Below are 24,605 nucleotides of genomic sequence, written 5' to 3' on the forward strand. Positions count from 1 at the left end.
GGCTGTCAAGTATCTTTCAGAGAGGGAATACAGTTTTATTTTTTAATAAAACTGGTGTGAGTATTCCTATTTACGATAGTTCGAAGACCACCTCGGAGTGACTTTAAAAAAGTCCGTATGACTGCGTTAAAGTCTTTAATTAAGTGGTTTTTACAATCAGGGTGGAACCGCGGGAATATTATACTCTCGTCCCTTTTTATTTTATTAAATAAGGTATGAGAGTTTTTTTTATTGGGATTTTTAATTTTGAAAGGAGAAAATAAAATGATTAAGGTAACACTTAAAGACGGAGTTGTAAAAGAATATGAAAATGCAATCTCTGTTCTTGACATTGCAAAAAGTATAAGCGAAGGACTTGCAAGAAATGCTTGCTGTGGTATCGTTGACGGAGAAACACAGGACCTTCGTTTTGTTGTAGATAAAGACTCAGAAGTAAGTATTTGTACATTTGATGATGAAGAAGGAAAGAGAGCTTTCCGTCACACAGCTTCTCATATTATGGCTCAGGCTATAAAAAGACTCTATCCTGAAACAAAACTTGCCATAGGACCTGCTATTGCAGACGGTTTCTATTATGATTTTGATAGACCTACACCATTTACACCGGAAGAACTTACAGCTATTGAAAAAGAAATGAAAGATATAGTAAAAGAAAATCTTCCACTTGAAAAATTTGAACTTCCAAGAGCAGAAGCTATCAAACTTATGGAAGAAAAAGAAGAACCATACAAAGTTGAGCTTATAAACGACCTTCCAGAAGACGCTGTAATTTCATTCTATAAACAGGGTGAATACGTTGACCTTTGTGCAGGACCTCACCTTATGAGCACAAAACCAGTTAAAGCATTTAAACTTACATCTGTTGCTGGTGCTTATTGGAGAGGAAATGAAAAGAATAAAATGCTCTCAAGAATTTACGGTACAGCTTACACAAAAGCTGCTGACCTTGACGCATACCTTAACATGATTGAGGAAGCTAAAAAACGTGACCACAGAAAACTTGGTAAAGAATTACAGCTCTTTGCACTTCTTGATGAAGGCCCAGGTTTCCCATTCTTCCTTCCAAAGGGTATGGTTGTTAAAAATACACTTCTCGACTACTGGAGAGAAATTCATAAAAAAGCTGGATACGTTGAAGTTTCAACACCTATCATATTAAGTAGACAGCTTTGGGAAACAAGCGGTCACTGGGACCACTACAAAGACAATATGTATACAACAATAATTGATGAACAGGATTTTGCTATCAAACCTATGAACTGTCCTGGTGGTATGCTTGTATACAAACAGAATATGCACTCATACAGAGACCTTCCATTAAGAGTTGGTGAAATTGGTCTTGTTCACAGACATGAAAAATCAGGTGCTTTACATGGTCTTATGCGTGTTCGTTGCTTCAATCAGGACGATGCTCATATATTCATGACAGAAGAACAGATTAAAGACGAAATAAGCGGAGTAATCAAACTTATTGACAGTGTTTACAGTCTTTTCGGATTTAAGTATCATATAGAGCTTTCAACAAGACCAGAAGACAGTATGGGTTCTGATGAGGCTTGGGAAATTGCTACAAATGGTCTTAGAGATGCCCTTAATGAAAACGGAATTGAGTATGTTGTAAATGAGGGTGACGGTGCATTCTATGGTCCTAAGATTGACTTCCACCTTGAAGACTCTCTTGGAAGAACATGGCAGTGTGGTACAATACAGCTTGATATGCAGATGCCTGAAAGATTTGAACTTGAATATACAGCTGCTGACGGAACAAAGAAGAGACCAGTTATGATACACAGAGTTTGCTTCGGTTCTATTGAAAGATTTATCGGTATATTAATAGAGCACTTTGCAGGACAGTTCCCAACATGGCTTGCTCCTGTTCAGGTTAAAGTTCTTCCTATATCTGAAAAATTTGAAGATTATGCAAAATCTGTTGCTGACAGACTTGATGCTGAAGGTATTAGAGTTGAAACAGATAACAGAGCTGAAAAAATTGGATACAAAATCAGAGAGGCTAGAAACGAAAGAGTTCCTTATATCATCGTTGTTGGTGAAAAAGATAAAGAAGCTGGAAAAGTTTCACTTCGTTCAAGAACTAATGGTGAAGAAGGACAGTTTGACCTTGATGATGTTATCGCAAGAGTTAAAGAAGAAATCAAAACAAGAGCTAACAACTAATTGTTTAAAAGAGGGCAGACAGTTTTTGCTGTCTGCCTGATTTTAAAAATATATTCTTGATTAGTATAAAAATGTGTTGACACATAATTTTTTGTGTGGTATACTATCTCAGTAATAAAGAAGAAGTGTCCACTTCTCACCTTAAATACATAGGTGTTTGGGTTAATACGTATTTTAAAAACAGTACAGTTTTGTGCTGTGTTTTATGATGTATTTTCTGGTGGATAGACTTCTATTCACTTTTTTTATTGTTTATTAACTAATTATTTTGGGGAGGTGCTCGGCTATTACAGAATTAATGATCAATGAGCAAATTAGAGACAAAGAAGTAAGACTTATCGATGAGGAAGGAAATCAGCTTGGTATAGTTTCATCAAGAGAGGCACAGAAAATTGCTGACGAAAGAAAATTAGACCTTGTTAAAATTGCACCAACTGCTAAACCGCCGGTATGTCGTATTATGGACTACGGAAAGTACAAATTTGACCAGGCGAAAAAAGAGAAGGAAGCAAGAAAGAAACAGAAAACTGTTGATGTTAAGGAATTGCGTTTGTCTCCAAGTATCGACACACATGATATACAGGTTAAGGTTAAGAAAGCTATTGAATTCCTGAAAGACGGAGATAAGGTAAAAGTTAGTATTCGTTTTAGAGGTCGTGAAATAGGTCACTCAAAAACAGCGAATATTATTCTTGAAAATTTTGCCAAAGACATTTCAGAGTATGGAGTAGTTGACAAACCACCAAAAATGGAAGCAAAGAGCCTTGTTATGTTCCTTGCTCCTAAAAGTTCTAAATAAGATATAATCTAAGGAGGATATACATTATGCCTAAATTAAAAACAAAAAAAGCAGCTGCAAAACGTTATAGAGTTACTGGAACAGGTAAAATTAAAAGAAATAAATCCAATACACAGCATATTCTCGGAAAGAAAACAACAAAGAGAAAAAGAAAATTAAGACACGCAACATTAGTTGACAAAACAGTTTCAAACAGCGTTAAGAAGAGATTATTACCTTACGCATAATTTTTCGGGAATAGTATATAAGGAGGATTTTTGAAATGGCAAGAGTTAAAGGAGCGTTAAACGCTAGAAAAAGACATAAAAAAGTTTTAAAATTAGCTAAAGGTTACCGTGGAGCAAGAAGCAAACAGTACAGAGTTGCTAAACAGTCTGTAATGAAAGCTATGGCTTATGCATTCGCTGGTAGAAAACAGACAAAGAGAGAATACAGAAGCCTTTGGATTACAAGAATTAACGCTGCTGCAAGAATGAACGATATTTCTTACAGCAAATTAATGCACGGTTTAAAATTAGCAGACATCACAATCAACAGAAAGATGCTTGCTGACCTTGCTGTAAACGATACAGCAGCTTTCGCTAAATTAGCAGAAACAGCTAAAAGCAAATTAAACTAATTATTTATATAAATAAAAAAGAGGTTGTCAGTAGACAGCCTCTTTTTTGTGATTTGGGGGGATTTTATTTTAATGGAAACAATATTAATTAGAGCTTTTGGTTTTATACTTATAATAACTTTAGGATATATATTTAAAAAAAGCGGTATTATAACAATTTCAGAAAGTAAAGTTATTTCAAAAATAATAATGAATATAACTTTACCAGCGGCTTTGGCTTCAGGGTTTCAAGGTGTTGTAATAAATAGTACTCTTGTAAGTATAATTTTTTTGGGACTTATAACAAATATTATAATGCTTTTTGTTGGATTTTTTGTTTCTAAAAGAAAGGGTACTGTTGATAAAGTTTTTTATATGATAAATTCATCAGGTTACAATATAGGAAATTTTACAATTCCATTTGCTCAGGCTTTTTTCCCTTCTGCAACAATAGCTTCTCTGTGTATGTTTGATATGGGAAATGGTATTATGTGTCTTGGAGTTTCTTTTGCAATAGTTTCTAGTATTGTGAGCAAAGGTAATACAATGTCTGTTAAAGGATTTTTTAAGATACTTTTCTCATCTCCATCTTTTGTTACATATATATTTATGTTTATAATAACATCTTTAAAAATATATCTTCCAGATGGTGCTTACAGTATAATAAAACTTTTTGCTAATGCAAATACATTTCTTGCTATATTTCTTATAGGTATCGTTTTTGAAGTGAATATGGATTGGGATAATGCTAAAAAAATATTAAAGGTTATATTTATAAGATATGCAGGAGCTTTTGTTTTTGCTTTGATTATATTAAATATATTACCTTATTCAAATGATGTTAAAAAAATACTTATAATGGCTGTATTTTCTCCTATACTTAGTATTGCACCTATATATTGTCAAAGACTTGGAGCAAACTATTCATTGGCGGGAGTTATAAATTCCCTGTGTATACCTGTAAGTCTTGTGGCTATGACAGTTATACTTATGGTCTTTAATTAAAATAAAAACGGTACAGATTAATTTCTGTACCGTTAATTTTTTTAGAGTAATTCTTTTCTTAATTCATCTGCTGACTTTGGAGAGAGGAGAGCTGGAGCTATATCAAATACTGATTTTGCACCGCTTTCACCTTTCTGTGCAAGTCTGTAAGCAGCTCTTGCATAAGCTACAAGAACACTTGATGTAAATTCTGGATTTGAATCAAGTTTTAATGAATATTCGATTACATGATGATTTTCACCATCTCCGGTTTTTCCACTTCTTATAACAAATCCACCATGAGGCATTTTGCTATGTTTTTCGTTAAGTTCTTCCTGAGAAATGAAATTAACTGTTGTGTCATAATCTGAGAAGTAGTTTGGCATTTCTTTGATTGTTTTTTCAATTAATGCTTTGTCAGCACCTTCTTTTGCAACAACGAAACATTCACGAGTGTGTTTTTCTCTTGTTGTTAACACAGGCTCTGAACCGCTTTTTGCAGCAGCCATAGCAGCTTCTGAAGGTATTGTGTACTGTTTTCCGTCCTGAACACCTTCAACACGTCTTATAGCGTCTGAATGTCCCTGACTGATACCTTTTCCCCAGAATGTGTAGTGGCTTCCTTCTGGAAGTATAGCTTCACCATAAAGTCTGTTTATTGAGAACATACCTGGGTCCCAGCCAACAGAAATTATTGAAACATTGTTTCCTTTTTTAGCAGCTGCATCAACATTTGCAAAATATTCAGGTATTTTTGCATGAGTATCAAAACTATCTATTGTATTAAACATCTCAGCAAACTGTGGACCCATAACAGGAAGGTCTGTTGCAGAACCACCGCAGAGTATCATTACATCAATATCATTTTTCATAGAAGCTGCATCATCAACATGAACAACTTTAACACCTTCTGTAATAGTTTTTACTGTTGAAGGGTCACGTCTTGTGAAAACAGCTGCAAGCTCCATATCTTTATTCTGTTTAATTGCCAATTCAACACCTCTTCCGATGTTGCCATATCCGGCAATACCAATTCTGATTTTTGAATTCATATTAGAAACCTCCTTGATTTAGTTTTGTAAGAACAGTATAACATTTTTTTTTAAATTGATAAAGTAAAATGATATTAAAGAAAGTATACATTTTTTTTATAGAGGGTATAATTTGATATTTAATTTTAAAATTATATAAATATAGAAAATTTTTTTCAAATAATTGGAATTAATTTTTATTTTATATTTACATTAATTTTTACAAATAAAAGACATAATTATTTGTTTTACTTTGTTTATATATACAAAAACTGTTAAATGTATGTTAAATATGTTTAGATTGTGTTGATTTTATGTTTCGCGAATGTTATGGTATGTGTGTTGAAGTATGGGGAATAATAAAAATGAGGAAGGTTTTTGAGGAGGATAATTTTATGCTAACTGACGTTTTATTTCCTTTTGTGGGAGGCTTAGCCCTTTTCATTTACGGTATGCAGATTATGGCACAGGGGCTCCAGAATGCTGCCGGTTCAAAAATGAAAAAAATGCTTGAAGTTCTTACAAAAAACAAATTGATGGGAGTTCTTCTTGGTGCTTTTGTAACAGCCATAATACAGAGTTCTTCCGCAACAACAGTAATGGTTGTTGGTTTCGTTAACGCTGGTCTTATGAACCTTGTACAGGCTATGAGTGTTATCATGGGTGCTAATATTGGTACTACTGTAACAGGTTGGCTTGTATCAAGTGTTGAGTGGGCAGAATTTTTAAGTCCTTCAACTTTAGCACCTGTTGTTGTTATGATTGGTGTTGTTGCACTTATAACAGCAAAGAAAAACAAACAGAAAGAAATAGCTTCTATACTTATTGGCTTTGGTATACTTTTCATAGGTATCGACATGATGTCTGGAGCTGTTACACCTTTAAGAGACTCTGAAATTTTCAGAACAGCATTTTTAACACTTGGTGCTAATCCGCTTTTAGGTGTTCTTGCCGGTGCTGTTGTAACAGCTATAATACAGAGTTCTTCTGCTTCAGTAGGTATTTTACAGACTCTTGCTGTTGCTGGTCTTGTTCCATTTAATGCAGCTGTATATGTTATAATGGGTCAGAATATCGGTACTTGTATAACAGCTATGCTTTCAAGTATAGGTGCAAGCAGAAATGCAAAGAGTGCTGCTTATATGCATCTTCTCTTTAATATTATAGGTACTATTATATTCAGTATTCTTTCTATTATATACTTTAAGATGATAAATCCTGCTTTAGGAGAGCAGCTTATAACAATAACTGAAATAAGTATTGTTCATACTTCATTTAACGTTGCTACTACAATAATTCTTTTCCCATTCAGCAATGGTATAATATTCCTTGCTAAGAAACTTAACAAAGTTCAGGAAACAGAAGAAGAAAAAGTTATTGTACATCTTGACGACCGTGTTCTTGAGACACCTAGCGTTGCTGTTCAGCTTGCTGTAAAAGAAGTTATAAGAATGGGTAATGTTGTACTTAAAAATCTTGATGCAGCAATAAGTTGTATTTATAATAAAAACCCTGACGAGATTGAAAAGGTTTTAAAAAGAGAAGAAAAAATTGATAATATATGTGATGGAATAAATGAATATGTTGTAAAAATATGTAGTAAACCTATAAGCAATATTGAAAATGAGACAGTTACTTCACTTCTTCATCTTGTAGACGACCTTGAAAGAATTGGAGACCACTGTGAAAATCTTGCTGGTATAGCTTCAGAAATGAAAGAGTCTAAAACAGAATTTTCTGAAATTGCTATGACAGAGCTTAAAGAGATTGTAAAACACAGCTTTACAAGTTTTGCAGAGTCAATAAAGGCTTTTGAAAACTTTGATGTTGAGGCTGCAAGAAATGTTGTAAGAGAAGAAGATATTGTTGATGAATTAAGAAATAAATTCAGACTTGGACATATACAACGTCTTGCAAGCAATGAATGTAATGCTGAACCGGGAATATATTTCCTTGACATACTCACAAATCTTGAAAGAATATCAGACCATTCACTTAATATTGCACAGGTTGTTTTAAATGAAAATCGTCAAATTAAGCTTCATCACAGTGAAAAAGTTGCTACACAGGAAAAATAATTTTGATTATTAAAAACGGTATATTTTTATACCGTTTTTTTATTGCAAAAAATTAATAGACAAAAACAAGATAAATATGATAAACTTAAAAAACATTTAATAATGAAGGGAGATTTGTATGAACAATTTTAATGGAAGTAATGAGTATGTAGTTTCAGAGGACCTTATGAGAAGTGTTAATATAGCTATGGCACTTGAAAAACCTCTTTTAATAAAAGGTGAGCCGGGAACAGGCAAAACTATGCTTGCAGATGCAATATCAAAGGCTCTTAATAAAAAACTTATAATATGGAATATAAAATCAACAACAAAGGCTCAGGACGGACTTTATGTTTATGACACTGTACAGAGACTTTATGACAGCCAGTTTGGAACAGAGGGCGTTAATGATATTAAAAAATATATAAAACTTGGAAAACTTGGTGAGGCTTTCAATAGTGATGAGCAGGTTGTTCTTCTTATAGATGAGATTGATAAAGCTGACCTTGAGTTTCCTAACGACCTTTTATGGGAGCTTGACAAAATGGAGTTCTATATTCCAGAGACAAAGGAAACTATAAAAGCTAAAGTTAGACCTATTGTAATAATAACATCAAATGCGGAAAAAGAGCTTCCAGATGCATTTTTAAGAAGATGTATTTTCCATTATATAGAGTTTCCTAATGCTGAAATGATGGCTGAGATTATAAAGGTTCATTTTGATGATATAGATGAATATCTTGTTGAAAAAGTTCTTGAAACATTCTATCTTATAAGAGATGTAAGAGATATTCAGAAAAAACCTAGTACATCAGAAGTTATTGACTGGATACAGGCTCTCGCCATAGGTGGAATTAATCCTGATGAGATAAAAGAAAAAGTTCCTTTTGCCGGTGTTCTTCTTAAGAAAAATGAAGATCTTGAAACTGTTGAAAAGGCAAAAGAAAGAGGATTTGCTCGCCCAAGATGGTAAGAAAGGCGGTGTTTTGATGTTTATAGACTTTTTTTATAAACTTAGAGATACAGGTCTTGATGTTTCTGTAAATGAATGGCTTACAGTTATGGAGGCTTTGAGAAAAGGTCTTTGTAAATCAAGCCTTACAGAATTTTATCATGTTTGTAGAGCTATTGTTGTGAGAAGTGAAAGCGAGTTTGACAAGTTTGATACTGCTTTTGCTGATTATTTTAAAGATATTAAAAAATTTGATGAAATACCAAAAGAGATTTATGACTTTTTGGAAAATCCAAAGGCTATGGCTGAGGATTTTGATAAGTTGGCAGCAGACCTTAGAAATGGAAATCTTACCCTTGAAGACCTTCAAAGACTTTTGAGAGAGCGTCTTGAAGAACAGAAAGAGAGACATGACGGTGGTATATATTGGATTGGTACAGGTGGAGGCTCTACAATGGGACATTCCGGTTACAGTCCTAAGGGTATACGTGTTGGGGGAGAAGGAAGGCTTCGCTCTGCATTACAGATGGCAGGAGAGCACAATTACAGAGATTTTAGAGATGATAATATACTTGACACAAGACAACTTCAAGTTGCCTTTAGAAGACTTAGACAGTTTTCAAGCCGTGTTGAAGGACCTAAAACTGAATTGGACGTTGAAAAAACTATACAGAAAACTTGTGATAATGCTGGAAGACTTAAACTTGTTTTCGATAGACCAAGACAGAATACAGTTAAATTAGTTGTACTTTTTGACTCTGGTGGTTCTATGCATAGATACAGTCAAATGTGTAGTGCTCTTTTTCAGGCTGTAAGTAAATCAAACCATTTTAAAGATTTGAAAATATATTATTTCCATAACTGTATATATGACCAGCTTTATACAACACCAGAATGTAGATATGATAAAAGTGTTGAGACAAACTGGGTTTTAAGAAATCTTAATAAAGATTATAAAATAATATTTGTTGGAGATGCTGCCATGTCACCAACAGAGCTTTTAAGTGTAGGCGGAAATTATTATTATGGTGTATTTAATGAGGAGCCAGGCATAGAATGGATAAGAAAATTTAAAAATAAATATAAAAATGTTGTTTGGCTTAATCCTATTGCAGAAAATAGATGGATACACACTTATGGTTATGACACAATAAGAATGATTTCAAAGGAAGTTGATATGTATGAACTTACTGTAAGTCGTATGGAATATGCCCTCAAAAAACTTATTGCATCAAAATAATACAGTAAAATTAACTATAAATTAATTAAAATTTTAAGCACTGTGATTAATTATGATGATGTTTAAATTTTTCTGTAAAATTCCATTGATAAATCTTTTTTGTTTCTGTATACTTTAAATATCGAGAAGGTGAAAAATATAGTGAAAGGGGAATTTATTATATGAAAAAAGATAGTATAATCGTTATTGGACATAAAAATCCTGATACGGACTCTATATGTTCAGCAATTTCTTATGCAAACCTTAAAAACAAAATAAAACCTGACCAGGATTTTGTTGCTTGTAGAGCTGGTCAGATTAACAGTGAGACAGAATATGTTCTCAAAAGATTTAATGTCGATATACCTGAATACGTTACAGATGCTGGAAATCAGGTTAAAGATATAAACATGAGAAAAACTCAGGGTGTTGCTAGTGAGTATTCACTTAAAAAAGCATGGACACTTATGAGAGATTTAGGAGTATCAACACTTCCTGTTACAGATAATGTTGATGAACTTGTTGGTATAATATCAATCAAAGACCTTGCAACAGCTAACATGGATATTTTTGATAATACAATACTTTCAACATCAAAAACATTATATAAAAATGTTGTTGAGACTCTTGAAGGTGAAATTGTTGTTGGAGACGAAAATACAGTAATTGAAAAAGGTAAAATCCTTATTGCTGCTGCAAATCCTGACCTCCTTGAAACATATGTTGATGAGGGAGATATAGTAATACTTGGTAACAGATATGACAATCAGCTCTGTGCCATAGAAATGGGTGCAGGTTGCCTTATTATTTGTACAGGCTCACCTGTTACACATACTATAACAAAACTTGCTCAGGAAAGAGGTTGTGCTATTATAACAACACCTCACGATACTTATACTGCTGCAAGACTTATAAATCAAAGTACACCTATTCGTTACTTCATGAAAACAAAAAATCTTATAACTTTCAAGACAGAGGACTTCACAGAGGAAGTTAAACAGATTATGGGTAAAGTTAGACACAGAGACTTCCCTGTTCTTGATAATGAAGGAAAATATTATGGTATGATTTCAAGAAGGTCTCTTCTTGATTTGGACAAAAAGAAAGTAATTCTTGTTGACCATAATGAAAAATCACAGGCTGTTGATGGTCTTGATAATGCTGATATACTTGAAATCATCGACCACCACAGAATTGGTAGCCTTGAGACAATGTCTCCTGTATATTTCAGAAATCAGCCTTTAGGTTGTACAGCTACAATAGTTTATCTTATGTATGGTGAAAATGGTGTTGAGATAGAGCCTAAAATTGCTGGGCTTCTCTGTGCTGCAATTATATCAGACACATTAATGTTCCGTTCACCTACTTGTACAGCTGTTGATAAAAATGCTGCTGAAAGACTTGCAGAGATTGCAGGAATTGATATTGTATCATTTGCAGAGGAAATGTTTGACGCTGGAAGTAATCTTGCAGAAAAATCACCTGAAGAAATATTCTATCAGGATTACAAGAAATTTACTGCTGATAGCATAACATTTGGTGTTGGACAGATAAGCTCTATGAACTCAAGAGTATTTGATGTAATAAAACCAAAACTCCTTTCTTATATGGAAAAGACTTTTGCTTCACAGGGCGTGGATATGATGTTCTTTATGCTTACAAATATAGTTGATGAATCAACACACCTTATAATGATAGGTGATGATGCAGCTATGTATGTAAATAAAGCATTCAAGAAAGAAGTTGTAGATAATTCAGCTATTCTTGAGGGTGTTGTTTCAAGAAAGAAACAGCTTATACCAAAACTTATGGTTGCAATGAGAAACGAATAATAAAATTTTTATAATTCCAACGGACTTGTTCCGTTGGAATTTTTGTGCGTAAGGGGGATAATAATGGGGTTTATAAAAGATTTTTTTAAGAGGGAGACTGTTCTTTGTTGTTCGGGAATACTTGCTATTATATCAATGTTTTTTGTAATTCCTGATAAACATTATATAGAATATATTGACCTTAAAGTTCTTGCACTTCTTTTTTGTCTTATGGGAGTTGTTGCAGGTATCAAAAAAGCAGGTTTTTTTGAGAGAGTATCAGTTGAACTTATATCAAAGGCTGAAGATATAAAACATATATCAATAATACTTGTTATGCTTTGTTTTTTTTCATCAATGTTCATAACTAATGATGTTTCTCTTATAACTTTTGTTCCACTTTCAATAGCTGTTCTTGGAGAAAAGTATAAAGATAAAATTATTTTTGTTATTGTTATGCAGACTATTGCTGCTAACCTTGGAAGTATGGTTACACCTGTTGGAAATCCTCAAAATCTTTATTTATATTCTTATTATGGTGTTGGGACAGGTGAATTTTTTTCAATAGTTATCCCTATAAGTGTTTTAAGTTTTATTTTGATACTTATTACAATGTTATTTATGAAGGGTGAAAAAATAGAACATAAAGATACTAAAAAGAATGATATTGATAAAAACAGAGTTGCTGTATTTACAGTATTTTTTGTTATATGTCTTTTTACAGTTTTTAATTTAATAGATTATAGAATAATGTTTTTTATTGTTCTTTTTGGATTTATAGTTTACGATAGAAAAATAATAAAAGAAATAGATTTTAGTCTTCTTTTGACATTTGTATTTTTCTTTATATTTGTTGGAAATATGGGAAGAATTGAAATTATAAAAAATAGTGTAAATGCAGTTATAAATGGAAGGGAAATGATTTCAGCTGTTGTTTTAAGCCAGTTTATAAGTAATGTTCCAACAGCTCTTATGCTTTCTGGTTTCACATCAGATTATGTAGCTTTATTGCAGGGTACAAATATAGGTGGTCTTGGAACTTTAGTTGCTTCTCTTGCCAGTTTAATATCATTTAAGATATATAGCCAGTGTGATGGCAGTGATAAGGGATTATATATGAAAAAATTTACATTATATAATATAGTATTTTTGATAGTGATAATAGTTTTTACATACATATTTTTATAATATAAGTTTTGCTTATATAAAGTGTAAGTAAATTGTAGTTTACTTATAAATTTTAATACATTATAATATAATTATATCGATAAAACGGGCAATTATCGGTGAATTTTAATTAATTTTATAAAAAATAAATTTTATTTTAAGAAGGAGAAAACGGTTATGGGAAGAATGGTAGGAACAGTTTCCAGAGGATTAAGAGCACCAATTATTCATGAAGGTGATGACATTGCGTCAATCGTAGTTGATACAGTACTTGAAGCTTCAAAAGTTGAAAATATTGAGCTTCATGATAAAGACGTTGTTGCACTTACAGAGTCAATTGTTGCAAGAGCACAGGGTAACTATGCTTCAGTTGACGCTATTGCAAAAGACGTTGCAAGCAAATATAGCGACAACACAATCGGTGTTATTTTCCCTATTTTAAGTAGAAACAGATTTGCTATATGCCTTAGAGGTATTGCAAAGGGAGCTAAAAAAATAGTTCTTATGTTCAGCTACCCTTCAGACGAAGTTGGAAACCATTTTATAGATTATGATTTACTTGACGAAAAGGGAGTAAATCCTTGGACAGATGTTTTAACAGAAGCTGATTTCAGAGAAAAATTTGGAAACCCTGTACACGTATTTACAGGTGTTGACTATATCGAATACTACTCATCACTTATAAAAGAATGTGGTGCAGAAGTTGAAGTTGTTTTTGCAAACAACCCAACAGCTATACTTAATTATACAGACTGTGTTCTTAACTGTGATATCCACACAAGAGTAAGAACAAAGAGACTTCTCAAAAAAGCAGGAGCTAAAATAGTTTATGGTATGGACGAAATAATGACAGCTTCTATTGACGGAAGTGGATACAATGACCAGTATGGTCTTTTAGGTTCAAACAAATCAACAGAGGATACAGTAAAATTATTCCCTAGAGATTGTAAAGCTCTTGTTGATAGAATTCAGAAAGAACTTATTGAAAAAACAGGAAAACATATTGAAGTTATGGTTTATGGAGACGGTGCTTTCAAAGATCCAGTAGGAAAAATTTGGGAGCTTGCTGACCCTGTTGTTTCACCTGGATATACAGATGGACTTGAAGGAACTCCAAACGAACTTAAACTTAAATATCTTGCTGACAATGATTTTGCTGACCTTAAAGGTGAGGAACTTAAAAAAGCAATTTCAGAAGCTATCACAAAGAAAGATGCTGACCTTAAAGGAAACATGGCTTCTCAGGGAACAACTCCAAGAAGACTTACAGACCTTATAGGTTCACTCTGTGACCTTACAAGCGGAAGTGGTGACAAAGGTACACCTATCATTCTTGTACAGGGATACTTTGATAACTACGTAAATGAATAATAAATAATATTAAGCCTTTGGACATTTTGTTCAAAGGCTTTTTTGTATTTTTAATAAAAAAGAGGGTAGTATAAAAATATATTTTATTTCTATTGTGAGGTGTAAAATGAATAATATTGCCCAATTTTTTAATACAAATAAATTTAAAACAGCTTTGATAACAATAGCTATAAGAACTAAACCTGAATATGATGAAGTTTCAAAAAATGCCCTTTTGGCAAAAATATTTTCAGTTTCATGTGATAAATACAGAACAAAAAGAGATATTATGGAGAGATTGGAAAATATGAAAGGTGCTGTTTTTGATGTTTCTGTTATAAAAAAGGGTGATGAGCATATTATACTTTTTTATATGGAAACATTGTGTATAGAACAAAGTAACCTTTTTGAAGAATTTGAATTTTTGAGAGAAATAATATATAAACCTTTTGTAAATGAAAATAAGTTTGATATTTATGTCTTTGACAGAGAAAAAAACAGACTTTTAAATGAAATAAAGTCAAAAAGAGATAATATGAATGAATATGCCATTGACAGATGTGTAGAAGAAATGTATGGTCATGAAGGTTTTGGATTGGATTGTACAGGATATTTAAGAAGTACAGAGAAAATAACATCTTCAGAACTTTTTGATTATTATAAATATATAATTAAAAACTGTCCTTTTGAAATTATAGTTTCAGGAAATGTAAATGAAGAAGAAATAAAAAATTATCTTAGGGGAAATTTCTCTGATGTTATATTCAGAAAAAGTAATTTTAATAAAAAAAATGAAAAATACAGAGACAAAATAAATGAAGTTACAGAGGTTGCAGATATAAAACAAGGTAAACTTTGTATGGGATTTAAAACAGGTATAACATTTAAAGATAAAGAAATAATACCCCTTTTAATATTTAGTGAGATATTGGGAGGAAGTGCTGACTCAAGACTTTTTGCTAGTGTTAGAGAGAAAGAAGGTCTCTGTTATTATATAAACTCTTTTGTTTATAAGTTTAAAGGTGTTGTTATGGTGCAGGCTGGAATTGATATTGAAAGTTATGATAAAACCGTTGAAACCATAGAGACAACTATAAAAGATATGATAAATAATATTACTGATGATGAAATAAAATCAGCTAAAAAATCAGTTATAAAATATTTTATAGATAAAAAAGATAGTATTCCTCTTATTTGTGACAGTATACTTGACAATATAATAATTGATGAAAATTATTCAATAGATGATTATGTAAAAATGATTGATAACTGTACAAAAAATGAAATTACAAAAGTAGGTAAAAAAATTAAACCTGACACCGTGTATTTTATTTCAGGTAGAGAATAGGAGGAATTTTATGTCATCTGTTTTGAAAAAGAATTCTGTTATAAAAGAAAAAATATTTATTTCTGATAAAGAAAGTGGAATTAAATGTTATTTAATACCTAAAAAAGACTATGTAAATAAAGAGTGTGCCATAGTGTTTTTTTATGGTGCTAATGATATGAATTTTTATGATAATGGAAAAATATATAATTCCCAGTCAGGAACAGCCCACTTTATAGAACATAAACTTTTTGCAAATCCTGAGGGTGATGTTTTTACACTATTTTCAAAAAATGGTGCTTCTGCCAATGCTTTTACTGATTTTGAAAAAACGGTTTACTATTTTAATTGTTCAGAAAATTTTTATGATAATGTAAAAATACTTATAAATATGGTCAAAACTCCATATTTTACAAATGAAAATGTGGAGTCTGAAAAAAGTATTATAAAACAAGAAATAACAATGTATGATGATAATGCTGATTGGCGTGTATATTATGAGATGTTAAATATAATGTATCACAACCACAGTATAAAAAATAAAATAGCAGGAACTTGTGACACTGTTGAAAAAATAGATGAAAATATGCTTAATAAATGCTATAATTCATTTTATACTGCTGATAATATGGCTGTTATATGTGCAGGGGATTTTGATGAAAATGAACTTTTTGATTTAATTAAAAATGAGTTTAAAGGTTTTAACAGTAAAAAGCAAGTTAAATCCGTATATGATGATGAACCCTGTGATATAGTACAAAAATATTCTATGGTACAGATGGACATAAAAGAAACTGTTTTCAGTGTTGGTTTTAAATTGCCTAAGAGTTTTTTTGAAAGTGATTTAAAAACTTCTTTTGCTTTAAAAATTGGCGGAGATATACTTTTTGGAGAAAGCTCTGAGTTTTATGAAAATCTGTATAATAAAGGAATACTAAAAGAAAGTCTTGGAATTGATTTTGTTTCAGGTAAAGAGTTTGCATTTTTTGTTATTACAGGAAAATGTGAAAATCCTGAGGATATAGCGGAACTTATAGCAGAAAAATTTAAACAAGTACAGAGAAATGGTCTTTCATCAGAAGTTTTTGAGAGAATAAAAGAAAAACATAAGGGAAGATTTATAAGAGGTTTAAACTCTGTTGATGCTATTGTAATAGCACAGATTAATTTTGCTGTTAAAAATACTGATATTTCAGAAGTTTATGATGCTATTTCCGACATAGATATAAATTTTGTCAGTGGGGTTTTAAACAAAGGTTTTGACAGTAAAAACATGGTTTTGTCTGTTGTAAAACCTTTAGAATAGGAGGAATTTAATAATGGGGGATATGCCTGAAATATGGTTTCCTAATCTGGGGATACAGATAAAGGAGCTTAGTAATGTAGCCTTTAGTATATTTGGTATAGATGTCTACTGGTATGGCGTAATAATAGGTACAGGTATAATTTTATCGCTGTTTCTTGCTCTTTATGAGGCTAAAAGAACAAATCAAAATCCTGAAAACTATATGGATTTCACAATGATAGCAATAGTTGTTTGTGTTATATGTGCAAGACTTTATTATGTAATATTCTCTTGGGACTATTACAGTCAACATTTATCAGAGATATTTGCTATAAGAAATGGAGGACTTGCCATATATGGTGGTATAATAGGAGGAGTATTAACTGCATATTTCTATACAAAAGCAAAAAAATTAAATTTTTGGCTTTTTGCTGATACAGCAGCTCCTAGTTTGCTTTTAGGTCAGATTATAGGACGATGGGGAAACTTTTTTAACAGAGAGGCTTTTGGTGGATACACAGATGGTCTCTTTGCCATGCGTTATATGAAAGACCAAGTTTCTAATATATCTCAAAGTGTTTTAGATAAAGTTGTAAATATAAATGGTGTTGAATATATACAGGTGCAGCCTACATTTTTGTATGAGTCTTTTTGGAACCTTTGTGTTTTTATAATACTTATGGTTTTGAAAAGAAAAAAGAAATTTGACGGCGAAATATTTGGACTTTATATTATAGGATATGCCTTGGGCAGAGTATGGATTGAGGGACTTAGAACAGACCAGCTTATAATAGGTTCAACAGGTATACCTGTTTCACAACTTTTATCAGCATTTTTGATAGTTGTTGGTATAGTTATAATTTATTTGAGAAATAAAAAAACAAAAACAATTTAAAGACGGAGCAATCCGTCTTTTTATATTGTCCTATAATTAAACATTAAAGTTTTGTATATTAAAAGTTTATATTATTCTATTGATTTAATATATTTTTATGCTATAATCACAATTATTATATAAAATTTAAAATGGAGATTTTGGTTATGGAGAGTATTGGTAAGAAAAATAATTTTTTTAAACTAAATCCTACAAGAATTGTTATACTAGGATTTTTTGCCGTTGTCTGTATAGGAACATTTTTGTTAAATCTTCCAATAGCAAGTAAAAACGGAGAGAGTATAGGCATTGTAGATGCTCTTTTTACTGCAACATCTGCTGTCTGTGTTACAGGTCTTGTTGTTGTTAATACCCTTGAACATTGGACTGTATTTGGCAAGTTTGTTATAATATTTCTTATACAAATTGGCGGTCTTGGTTTTATGACTGTTATTACAATGTTTTTTATCATGAGGAAAAGAAAAATAACATTAAAAGAAAGAATGGTAATACAAGAGTCTTTAAATCAAGATACTATGGCTGGAATGGTTAAACTTGTAAAAAGTATACTTAAAGGAACTCTTATAATTGAGTGTCTTGGAGCAATGTTACTTTCAATAGAGTTTGTTCCAAAGTTTGGTGTTATAAGAGGAATTGGAATGGGATTTTTCCACTCGGTTTCAGCTTTTTGTAATGCTGGATTTGATATTATAGGTGATGCAAGTCTTACACCTTATGTTTCAGATGTTTACTTAAATTTAATTATAATGAGTCTTATAATAATTGGTGGTCTTGGATTTACAGTTTGGATTGATATAATAAAAGTTATTAAGTTAAAGCGAAATAATAAATTATCATTTAAAACTGCTTGTTCAAAATTTTCACTTCATAGTAAGGTTGTACTTGTGTTTACACCGATTTTAATATTGGGAGGAGCTTTTTTAATATTTTTATTTGAATATGGAAACCCACAGACATTAGGAAGCCTTGGTTTTGGTGGAAAAATTACAGCTTCATTTATGCAGTCTGTAACTTTGAGAACTGCCGGATTTAATTCTATATCACAGGCTGACATGACATATGCATCAAAATTTTTAAGTATAATACTTATGTTTATAGGTGGTTCACCAGCAGGTACAGCCGGCGGTGTAAAAACATCTACAATAGCTGTTCTTTTGATAACTGTTATTTCTGTTGCAAGAGGAAGTATTACAACAAATATATGGGGAAGAAAAGTTCCTTTAGGTATAATACAGAAATCTCTTGCAGTATTTCTTATAAGTTTTGCAACAGTTATAGGTGTTACAATGGTTCTAACTATAACTGAAAAGGGAATGGATATTGGTTATGAATTTATTGACCTTCTTTTTGAGACAACATCAGCCCTTGGAACTGTTGGTATAACAACAGGTATAACACCATATCTTTCAGTTGTTGGAAAACTTATTATATCTCTTGCCATGTTTATGGGAAGAATAGGACCTATATCAATTATTATAGGGCTTGCAAGAAAACAGAATAATTATATTGAACATGTAGAATATCCTGAAGAAGGTATAATGGTAGGATAATTTTGGAGGAAACATTATGAAATTGAATAATCAGTTTATAGTTTTGGGACTTGGAAGATTTGGAATGAGTGTTGCAAAAACTCTTTCTGATAAAGGTTTTGATGTTCTTGCAGTAGATAATAATGCAGAGGTTGTTCAAAATGCTCTTGAGTTTGTTACTCATGCTGTAAAAGCTGATATGACAGATGAGATTGCTTTGAAATCTCTTGGAATAGGTAATTTTGATGTTGCTATAATAGCCATAGGAAGTAAACTTGAAGCCAGTGTAATGGCTACACTTATAGCAAAGGAAGCAGGAGTTAAATATATTGTAGCTAAGGCACAAGATGAAAGGTCTAAAAAGGTTCTTCAGAAAATAGGTGCTGATAGAGTTATATTCCCAGAAAGAGAAATGGGCGTAAGGGTTGCAAACAGCCTTCTTTATGGAAACTTTTTTGAATTTATGGAGCTTTCCGATGAGTTTGGTATAGCGGAGATACCTCCTAATAAAGATTGGATAGGAAAAACAATAGCCGGCTGTGAGGTTCGTGCAAAATATGGTCTTAATATTGTTGCTATAAAACATGGTGGAAAAGTTGAAGTTACTCCTTCTGCAACTTATGTTTTTGAGGAAGAAGATATAGTTATTGTCCTTGGAGAGAATAGTATTATACAAGATTTTATGGAAAAGAAAAGTATAAGGTGATTTTTTGATAGAGAGTAGACAGAATAAAATAGTAAAAAAAATAGAAAGTTTAAAAAATAAAAAAGATAGAGACAAAACAGGTCTTTTTGTCGTTGAGGGAGAAAGATTTATTTTGGAAATTCCACAGAGTATTAAAGTTGATATGTTTGCTGTTTCTGAAAGTTATTATAAAAATAATGATATTGAAAAATTTGAGAATAGAGCTTCAGTTTTTGTTTTAAGTGATAATGTGTTTAAATTTTGTGCAGACACTGAAAATCCTCAGGGAATATTGGCTGTCTGTGAAAAATTTGAAAAAAATCCTAAAGATGTTGTATCAAACAAAAAAGAAAATGGATTTTATATTATTGCTGAAGAACTTAATGACCCAGGAAATTTGGGAACTATAATAAGAACTGCTGATGCGGCAGGAGCTGATGGAATTTTTCTCACAAAGGGAAGTGTTGACCTTTATAATCCAAAGGTACTTCGCTCAACAATGGGAGCTATATTTCATATAAATATTTTTCAAAACTGTGATGTGGCTGAAACAGTGGAGCTTTTAAAAGAAAATAATATATCAATTTATGCGGCACATCTTAAAGGTGAAAAATATCCTTATAGCCTCGATTTAAAAAAGGGTACAGCGTTTTTTATAGGAAATGAGGCAAGGGGGCTTTCTTATAAAGCTACATCTTTATGTGATGACCTTGTAAAACTGCCTATACCAGGACAAGCCGAGTCTTTAAATGCTTCTATGGCTGCCGGAATACTTATGTATGAAGTTGTGAGACAGAGAATAATATAATTTAAAATATTTTTCTTGACTTAATTACAATTAGGCTATAATATATATGTGTAATTAATTTAACAGAGCATTTTAACTGCATGACTGGCGGAAGTAGATTAACTACAAGGGAGTGCAGTGTTTTAAAGCCGACCGCCTGGGCAATTTTGTGTTTTCTATGACAGAATTTTGCTCAGGCGGTTTTTGTTTTTTAATTAAAGGAGGAAAAAAAGTGAAACGTGCATTAATTAGTGTATCAGACAAAACAGGTATTATTGATTTTGCAAAGGAACTTACAAATTTAGGATATGAAATAATTTCAACAGGTGGTACTCATAAAGCACTTGAGGAAGCTGGATTAAAAGTTATAGGAATTTCTGATGTAACAGGTTTTCCAGAGTGCCTTGATGGTCGTGTAAAAACTCTCCATCCATCAATTCATGCTGGTGTTCTTGCTATAAGAGGAAATGAAGAACACATGAGACAGATTAAAGAACTTGGAATAGATACTATTGATATGGTTGTTGTAAATCTTTATCCTTTTAAACAGACTATATTAAAACCAGGTGTTACAAGAGAAGAAGCTATTGAAAATATTGACATCGGTGGTCCTACAATGATAAGAGCTGCTGCTAAAAATTATCAAGACGTAGCTGTTGTTATAGACCCTAAAGACTATGACAAAATTATATCTGAAATAAAAGAAACAGGAGATATTTCTATTGATACAAAATTCTACCTTTCTGCAAAGGTATTTATGCACACATCACATTATGACAGCCTTATAGCTGACTATATGAAAAAAGCTGCTGGAATTGAACAGTTCCCAGATACAATAAGCCTTACATATGAAAAAGTACAGGAAATGCGTTACGGTGAAAATCCACATCAGAAAGCAGCTTTCTATAAAGAAGTTGGAGCAGGTGAGGGAATGCTTACAAATGCTGTTCAGCTTCACGGTAAAGAACTTTCATTCAATAACATAAATGATACAAACGGAGCTTTAGAGCTTTTAAAAGAATATACAGAGCCTACAATAGTTGCTTGTAAACATTCAAATCCTTGTGGTGTTGCTAGTGCTGAAACAATCCACGAGGCTTATGTTAAAGCATATAATTCTGACCCTGTATCTATATTCGGTGGAATTATAGTTGCAAATAGAGAAATTGACAAAGCAACAGCAGAAGAAATCAACAAAATATTTGTTGAGATAGTTCTTGCTCCTTCATTCTCAAAAGAGGCTCTTGAAGTTCTTGAACAGAAAAAGAATATCCGTCTTTTAACTCTTGAAGGTATTGACAAAAAACAGCCTAAAGGCTCTATTGATATTAAAAAAGTATCAGGTGGTATACTTATACAGGATATTGACAACGAACTTCTCCATGAAGAAGAACTTAAAGTTGTTACAAAGAGAAAACCAACTGAAAAAGAAATGGAAGACCTCCTTTTTGCTTGGAAAATGGTTAAATATACAAAATCAAACGGTATTGCAATAGGAAAAGATAAACAGTCCGTAGGAATTGGACCTGGACAGGTTAATAGAATATGGGCTTGTAAACAGGCTATTGAGCATGGTATAGACCACCTTGGAGCTGATACTGTAAAAGGTGCTGCTCTTGCTTCTGATGCCTTCTTCCCATTCCCAGATTGTGTTGAGGAATGTGCAAAAGCCGGAATTACAGCTATCATTCAGCCGGGCGGTTCAATAAAAGACCAGGCATCTATTGATGCTTGTGATGAAGCCGGTATTGCAATGGTATTTACAGGAATGCGTCATTTTAGACACTAATTTACTTAGCGTTTTAAAATAAAATAGTAATATGTACACCCACAAAATACTCCCCTTAAAAAGGGGAGTATTTTAATATTTATATCTGTTTATGTCATCTGTTGTTATACCTTCGTGGAGAGATATATTTATTGAATTTCCTATTATATTTGCAAGTCTATCTATAACAGCGTCAACCTCTTTAGGTGTCACAAACATATTTCCAGCATAGGGTGTTAATAGTTCTGTTATAAGTCTGTATTTTTCATCATAGTCAAGATTTTTAAGCATATTATATATTTCAGTGCCTTCTTTTGCTGATTGTACCATTTCATCAAGTATTCTATCCATAGTATCATTTACAAGAGTAGCAGCATCAACTACTGTTGGAACACCTATTGCTATTACAGGCACACCGAGAGTTTTTTTATCAAGAGCCATTCTTTTGTTTCCAACTCCAGCACCGGGAATAATTCCTATATCTGACATTTGTATTGTAGCATTTATTCTTGAAAATCTTCTTGCAGCTAAAGCGTCTATGGCTATTATGAGATTTGGTTTAACTTTCTCTGTTATGCCTTTTATTATCTCTCCTGTCTCTATACCTGTTATACCCATAACTCCCGGTGATATGGCACATACAGAGCTTACAGCCCCTTCTATATCTTCTGAAACTGTATCTATAATATGGCGAGTGACAAGTATTTTTGATATTGTTTTTGGTCCTAAAGCGTCAGGAGTCACATATCTGTTTCCTAATCCAGCAATAAGAATATTTGTAGGATTTATATTGTTTATTTCAATAAGTTTTTTTATACATTGGGAAGTTTTTTCAATTATTTCTTCATGAACATCAATATTATTTTCTCTCATTTCTGGAGACTCTATTGTTATATAATTTCCAATAGGTTTTCCTAAAATTTCACTACCTTTTTCATTTAGTATACTTACATGGGTTATAGTATAATTTTCGTTTTTTTCTGTCTCTGTTTTTACGCCTTCTATTTCATCACTTTCAAAATTCTCTCTGGCTTCTATGGCTAAGTCTGTTCGTATGCCGGAGTATATATTTATATCGTGATTTTCTTTGTTCATAGTATTCCTCCTGCTGTGTAGTATAGTATAAAAATAGTTATTTTTAGAATTTATTTTATACACAATTTTTTTAATATATTCATTGACTTATGGTAAGATATAGAGTAAAATAGACTATGTTGGTTTAACCACAGGGCTAATTGCCCAACCGTGTCGAAGAATAGTGGTTAATATTTTTTTAAAAAGCGATATTCCCCAATATCTAAATTTTTAAAAATACAAAGAACGAAAACAAACAATTTTTAGGAGGAACATTAACGTGGCAAATATTAAATCTGCAAAAAAAAGAATTAAAGTCATCAGCAAAAAGACATTAAGAAATAGAATGATTAAATCTCAGACTAAAACAGCTATCAAAAAAGTTGTTGTAGCTGTTAACGCTGGAAACAAAGAGGAAGCAGCAGCAGCTTTAGTTGGTGCAGTTTCAGCTATCGACAGAGCATACACAAAAGGAATTTTCCACAAAAACGCAGCAGCTAGAAAGAAATCAACTCTTGCTAGACTTGTAAACGGAATAAATGCTTAATTTTTATTAAAATTTTTTGCAGACTTATGGTTTTCCATAAGTCTGTTTTTTTATTTTTAAAATTACTGTAAAGGAGAATTAACCCCATGACAAAAACAAATGCTATGAGAATGCTTGATACAGAAGGAATAAGTTACAGTATAAAAGAATATGAATATGATGAAAACAATCTTTCAGGAAGCCATGCAGCTAGTGAAATAGGAATGAACCCTGAACAGGTTTTTAAAACTCTTGTTACAAGAGGAGATAAAAACGGTATAAATGTTTTTTGTATACCTGTTGATGATGAGCTCGACCTTAAAAAAGCAGCCCATATTTCAGGAAATAAAAAAGTTGAGATGATACACGTTAAAGAAATTTTAGGTTTAACAGGATATATAAGAGGTGGTTGTTCTCCTATTGGAATGAAAAAGAAATATCCTACATATATAGATGAGACAGCTATATTATTTGATGAAATAGCTGTAAGTGCTGGCATAAGAGGTCAGCAGATTATAATTAATCCTGAAAGCCTTATAAATTTTGTTTCTGCAAAAGAGGCTGATTTGACAAAATAAAGGAGGTC

The 24,605-nt window shown here is 32.0% G+C and carries 22 protein-coding genes and 1 riboswitch; of the genes, 20 read left to right on the top strand and 2 right to left on the bottom strand.

Going from position 1 to position 24,605, the window contains the following annotated elements; genetic code table 11:
* Window positions 1–267: 267 nt before the first annotated feature.
* From thrS to B5E58_RS02350, 5 genes are all read left to right on the top strand, one after another.
* Window positions 268–2,175, top strand: a complete 1,908-nt coding sequence (thrS, locus tag B5E58_RS02330) for a threonine--tRNA ligase (RefSeq protein ID WP_088108242.1) — start codon at window positions 268–270, stop codon at window positions 2,173–2,175.
* Window positions 2,176–2,473: 298 nt separating this feature from the next.
* Window positions 2,474–2,974 carry a translation initiation factor IF-3 gene (gene infC, locus B5E58_RS02335; protein WP_088108079.1) on the top strand — a complete coding sequence of 167 codons (501 nt, stop codon included), beginning with the start codon at window positions 2,474–2,476 and terminating at the stop codon, window positions 2,972–2,974.
* 26 nt (window positions 2,975–3,000) lie between these two features.
* Window positions 3,001–3,201 (top strand): 50S ribosomal protein L35, encoded by a 201-nt coding sequence (rpmI, locus tag B5E58_RS02340; RefSeq protein ID WP_088108080.1) that lies wholly within the window; start codon window positions 3,001–3,003, stop codon window positions 3,199–3,201.
* A gap of 35 nt (window positions 3,202–3,236) precedes the next feature.
* Window positions 3,237–3,593: a 50S ribosomal protein L20 gene (gene rplT / locus B5E58_RS02345; protein WP_088108081.1), complete on the top strand. Its 357-nt coding sequence runs from the start codon at window positions 3,237–3,239 to the stop codon at window positions 3,591–3,593.
* 72 nt (window positions 3,594–3,665) lie between these two features.
* Window positions 3,666–4,577: an AEC family transporter gene (locus tag B5E58_RS02350; protein ID WP_088108082.1), complete on the top strand. Its 912-nt coding sequence runs from the start codon at window positions 3,666–3,668 to the stop codon at window positions 4,575–4,577.
* Between the two features lie 41 nt (window positions 4,578–4,618).
* Here the strand turns inward: B5E58_RS02350 and B5E58_RS02355 are convergent, their stop codons facing one another.
* Window positions 4,619–5,608, bottom strand: a complete 990-nt coding sequence (locus tag B5E58_RS02355) for a diaminopimelate dehydrogenase (protein ID WP_088108083.1) — start codon at window positions 5,606–5,608, stop codon at window positions 4,619–4,621.
* 374 nt (window positions 5,609–5,982) lie between these two features.
* Between B5E58_RS02355 and B5E58_RS02360 the strand changes: the two genes are divergently transcribed.
* The 13 genes from B5E58_RS02360 (at window position 5,983) to purH (ending at window position 22,440) form a co-directional block, all read left to right on the top strand.
* Window positions 5,983–7,665: a Na/Pi cotransporter family protein gene (locus tag B5E58_RS02360; protein WP_088108084.1), complete on the top strand. Its 1,683-nt coding sequence runs from the start codon at window positions 5,983–5,985 to the stop codon at window positions 7,663–7,665.
* Between the two features lie 118 nt (window positions 7,666–7,783).
* Window positions 7,784–8,617 carry an AAA family ATPase gene (locus tag B5E58_RS02365; RefSeq protein ID WP_088108085.1) on the top strand — a complete coding sequence of 278 codons (834 nt, stop codon included), beginning with the start codon at window positions 7,784–7,786 and terminating at the stop codon, window positions 8,615–8,617.
* A gap of 16 nt (window positions 8,618–8,633) precedes the next feature.
* On the top strand, window positions 8,634–9,836 hold the full coding sequence (locus B5E58_RS02370) for a vWA domain-containing protein (RefSeq protein WP_088108086.1): 1,203 nt from the start codon (window positions 8,634–8,636) through the stop codon (window positions 9,834–9,836).
* A gap of 161 nt (window positions 9,837–9,997) precedes the next feature.
* Window positions 9,998–11,647: a putative manganese-dependent inorganic diphosphatase gene (locus B5E58_RS02375; RefSeq protein ID WP_088108087.1), complete on the top strand. Its 1,650-nt coding sequence runs from the start codon at window positions 9,998–10,000 to the stop codon at window positions 11,645–11,647.
* A gap of 63 nt (window positions 11,648–11,710) precedes the next feature.
* Window positions 11,711–12,814 carry an SLC13 family permease gene (locus B5E58_RS02380; RefSeq protein ID WP_088108088.1) on the top strand — a complete coding sequence of 368 codons (1,104 nt, stop codon included), beginning with the start codon at window positions 11,711–11,713 and terminating at the stop codon, window positions 12,812–12,814.
* Between the two features lie 156 nt (window positions 12,815–12,970).
* Complete coding sequence (locus B5E58_RS02385; RefSeq protein WP_088108089.1) at window positions 12,971–14,164, top strand: coenzyme F420-0:L-glutamate ligase; 1,194 nt, start codon at window positions 12,971–12,973, stop codon at window positions 14,162–14,164.
* A 106-nt stretch (window positions 14,165–14,270) separates the two neighbouring features.
* Window positions 14,271–15,491 carry an EF-P 5-aminopentanol modification-associated protein YfmF gene (gene yfmF / locus B5E58_RS02390; protein ID WP_088108090.1) on the top strand — a complete coding sequence of 407 codons (1,221 nt, stop codon included), beginning with the start codon at window positions 14,271–14,273 and terminating at the stop codon, window positions 15,489–15,491.
* A 10-nt stretch (window positions 15,492–15,501) separates the two neighbouring features.
* Window positions 15,502–16,776, top strand: a complete 1,275-nt coding sequence (gene yfmH / locus B5E58_RS02395) for an EF-P 5-aminopentanol modification-associated protein YfmH (RefSeq protein ID WP_088108091.1) — start codon at window positions 15,502–15,504, stop codon at window positions 16,774–16,776.
* 13 nt (window positions 16,777–16,789) lie between these two features.
* The gene (lgt, locus tag B5E58_RS02400) at window positions 16,790–17,650 is read left to right on the top strand and encodes a prolipoprotein diacylglyceryl transferase (RefSeq protein ID WP_088108092.1); all 861 of its coding nucleotides are present in this window, start codon (window positions 16,790–16,792) and stop codon (window positions 17,648–17,650) included.
* A 146-nt stretch (window positions 17,651–17,796) separates the two neighbouring features.
* Complete coding sequence (locus B5E58_RS02405; RefSeq protein ID WP_242956575.1) at window positions 17,797–19,200, top strand: TrkH family potassium uptake protein; 1,404 nt, start codon at window positions 17,797–17,799, stop codon at window positions 19,198–19,200.
* Between the two features lie 16 nt (window positions 19,201–19,216).
* On the top strand, window positions 19,217–19,885 hold the full coding sequence (locus B5E58_RS02410; RefSeq protein ID WP_088108094.1) for a potassium channel family protein: 669 nt from the start codon (window positions 19,217–19,219) through the stop codon (window positions 19,883–19,885).
* 4 nt (window positions 19,886–19,889) lie between these two features.
* Window positions 19,890–20,672: a TrmH family RNA methyltransferase gene (locus B5E58_RS02415; protein ID WP_088108095.1), complete on the top strand. Its 783-nt coding sequence runs from the start codon at window positions 19,890–19,892 to the stop codon at window positions 20,670–20,672.
* Window positions 20,673–20,742: 70 nt separating this feature from the next.
* Window positions 20,743–20,821, top strand: a riboswitch (ZMP/ZTP riboswitch).
* Between the two features lie 62 nt (window positions 20,822–20,883).
* On the top strand, window positions 20,884–22,440 hold the full coding sequence (gene purH / locus B5E58_RS02420) for a bifunctional phosphoribosylaminoimidazolecarboxamide formyltransferase/IMP cyclohydrolase (RefSeq protein WP_330395597.1): 1,557 nt from the start codon (window positions 20,884–20,886) through the stop codon (window positions 22,438–22,440).
* 72 nt (window positions 22,441–22,512) lie between these two features.
* Here purH and gpr read toward each other — a convergent pair whose 3' ends face one another.
* Complete coding sequence (gpr, locus tag B5E58_RS02425) at window positions 22,513–23,514, bottom strand: GPR endopeptidase (protein ID WP_206608541.1); 1,002 nt, start codon at window positions 23,512–23,514, stop codon at window positions 22,513–22,515.
* Window positions 23,515–23,773: 259 nt separating this feature from the next.
* On the opposite strand from gpr, the gene rpsT reads away from it, so the two are divergent.
* The gene (gene rpsT / locus B5E58_RS02430; RefSeq protein ID WP_088108096.1) at window positions 23,774–24,040 is read left to right on the top strand and encodes a 30S ribosomal protein S20; all 267 of its coding nucleotides are present in this window, start codon (window positions 23,774–23,776) and stop codon (window positions 24,038–24,040) included.
* Window positions 24,041–24,126: 86 nt separating this feature from the next.
* Window positions 24,127–24,597 (top strand): Cys-tRNA(Pro) deacylase, encoded by a 471-nt coding sequence (ybaK, locus tag B5E58_RS02435; RefSeq protein ID WP_088108097.1) that lies wholly within the window; start codon window positions 24,127–24,129, stop codon window positions 24,595–24,597.
* The last annotated feature ends 8 nt before the right edge of the window (window positions 24,598–24,605 follow it).

Source organism: Tyzzerella sp. An114, assembly GCF_002161055.1.
GTDB classification, from domain to species: domain Bacteria; phylum Bacillota; class Clostridia; order Lachnospirales; family Anaerotignaceae; genus Fimicola; species Fimicola cottocaccae.

Coding starts and splice junctions, on each gene's coding strand:
- infC (WP_088108079.1), top strand. CDS start 2,474: ATGATCAATGAGCAAATTAGAGACAAAGAAGTAAGACTTATCGATGAG.
- rpmI (WP_088108080.1), top strand. CDS start 3,001: ATGCCTAAATTAAAAACAAAAAAAGCAGCTGCAAAACGTTATAGAGTT.
- rplT (WP_088108081.1), top strand. CDS start 3,237: ATGGCAAGAGTTAAAGGAGCGTTAAACGCTAGAAAAAGACATAAAAAA.
- B5E58_RS02350 (WP_088108082.1), top strand. CDS start 3,666: ATGGAAACAATATTAATTAGAGCTTTTGGTTTTATACTTATAATAACT.
- B5E58_RS02355 (WP_088108083.1), bottom strand. CDS start 5,608: ATGAATTCAAAAATCAGAATTGGTATTGCCGGATATGGCAACATCGGA.
- B5E58_RS02360 (WP_088108084.1), top strand. CDS start 5,983: ATGCTAACTGACGTTTTATTTCCTTTTGTGGGAGGCTTAGCCCTTTTC.
- B5E58_RS02365 (WP_088108085.1), top strand. CDS start 7,784: ATGAACAATTTTAATGGAAGTAATGAGTATGTAGTTTCAGAGGACCTT.
- B5E58_RS02370 (WP_088108086.1), top strand. CDS start 8,634: ATGTTTATAGACTTTTTTTATAAACTTAGAGATACAGGTCTTGATGTT.
- B5E58_RS02375 (WP_088108087.1), top strand. CDS start 9,998: ATGAAAAAAGATAGTATAATCGTTATTGGACATAAAAATCCTGATACG.
- B5E58_RS02380 (WP_088108088.1), top strand. CDS start 11,711: ATGGGGTTTATAAAAGATTTTTTTAAGAGGGAGACTGTTCTTTGTTGT.
- B5E58_RS02385 (WP_088108089.1), top strand. CDS start 12,971: ATGGGAAGAATGGTAGGAACAGTTTCCAGAGGATTAAGAGCACCAATT.
- yfmF (WP_088108090.1), top strand. CDS start 14,271: ATGAATAATATTGCCCAATTTTTTAATACAAATAAATTTAAAACAGCT.
- yfmH (WP_088108091.1), top strand. CDS start 15,502: ATGTCATCTGTTTTGAAAAAGAATTCTGTTATAAAAGAAAAAATATTT.
- lgt (WP_088108092.1), top strand. CDS start 16,790: ATGGGGGATATGCCTGAAATATGGTTTCCTAATCTGGGGATACAGATA.
- B5E58_RS02405 (WP_242956575.1), top strand. CDS start 17,797: ATGGAGAGTATTGGTAAGAAAAATAATTTTTTTAAACTAAATCCTACA.
- B5E58_RS02410 (WP_088108094.1), top strand. CDS start 19,217: ATGAAATTGAATAATCAGTTTATAGTTTTGGGACTTGGAAGATTTGGA.
- gpr (WP_206608541.1), bottom strand. CDS start 23,514: ATGAACAAAGAAAATCACGATATAAATATATACTCCGGCATACGAACA.
- ybaK (WP_088108097.1), top strand. CDS start 24,127: ATGACAAAAACAAATGCTATGAGAATGCTTGATACAGAAGGAATAAGT.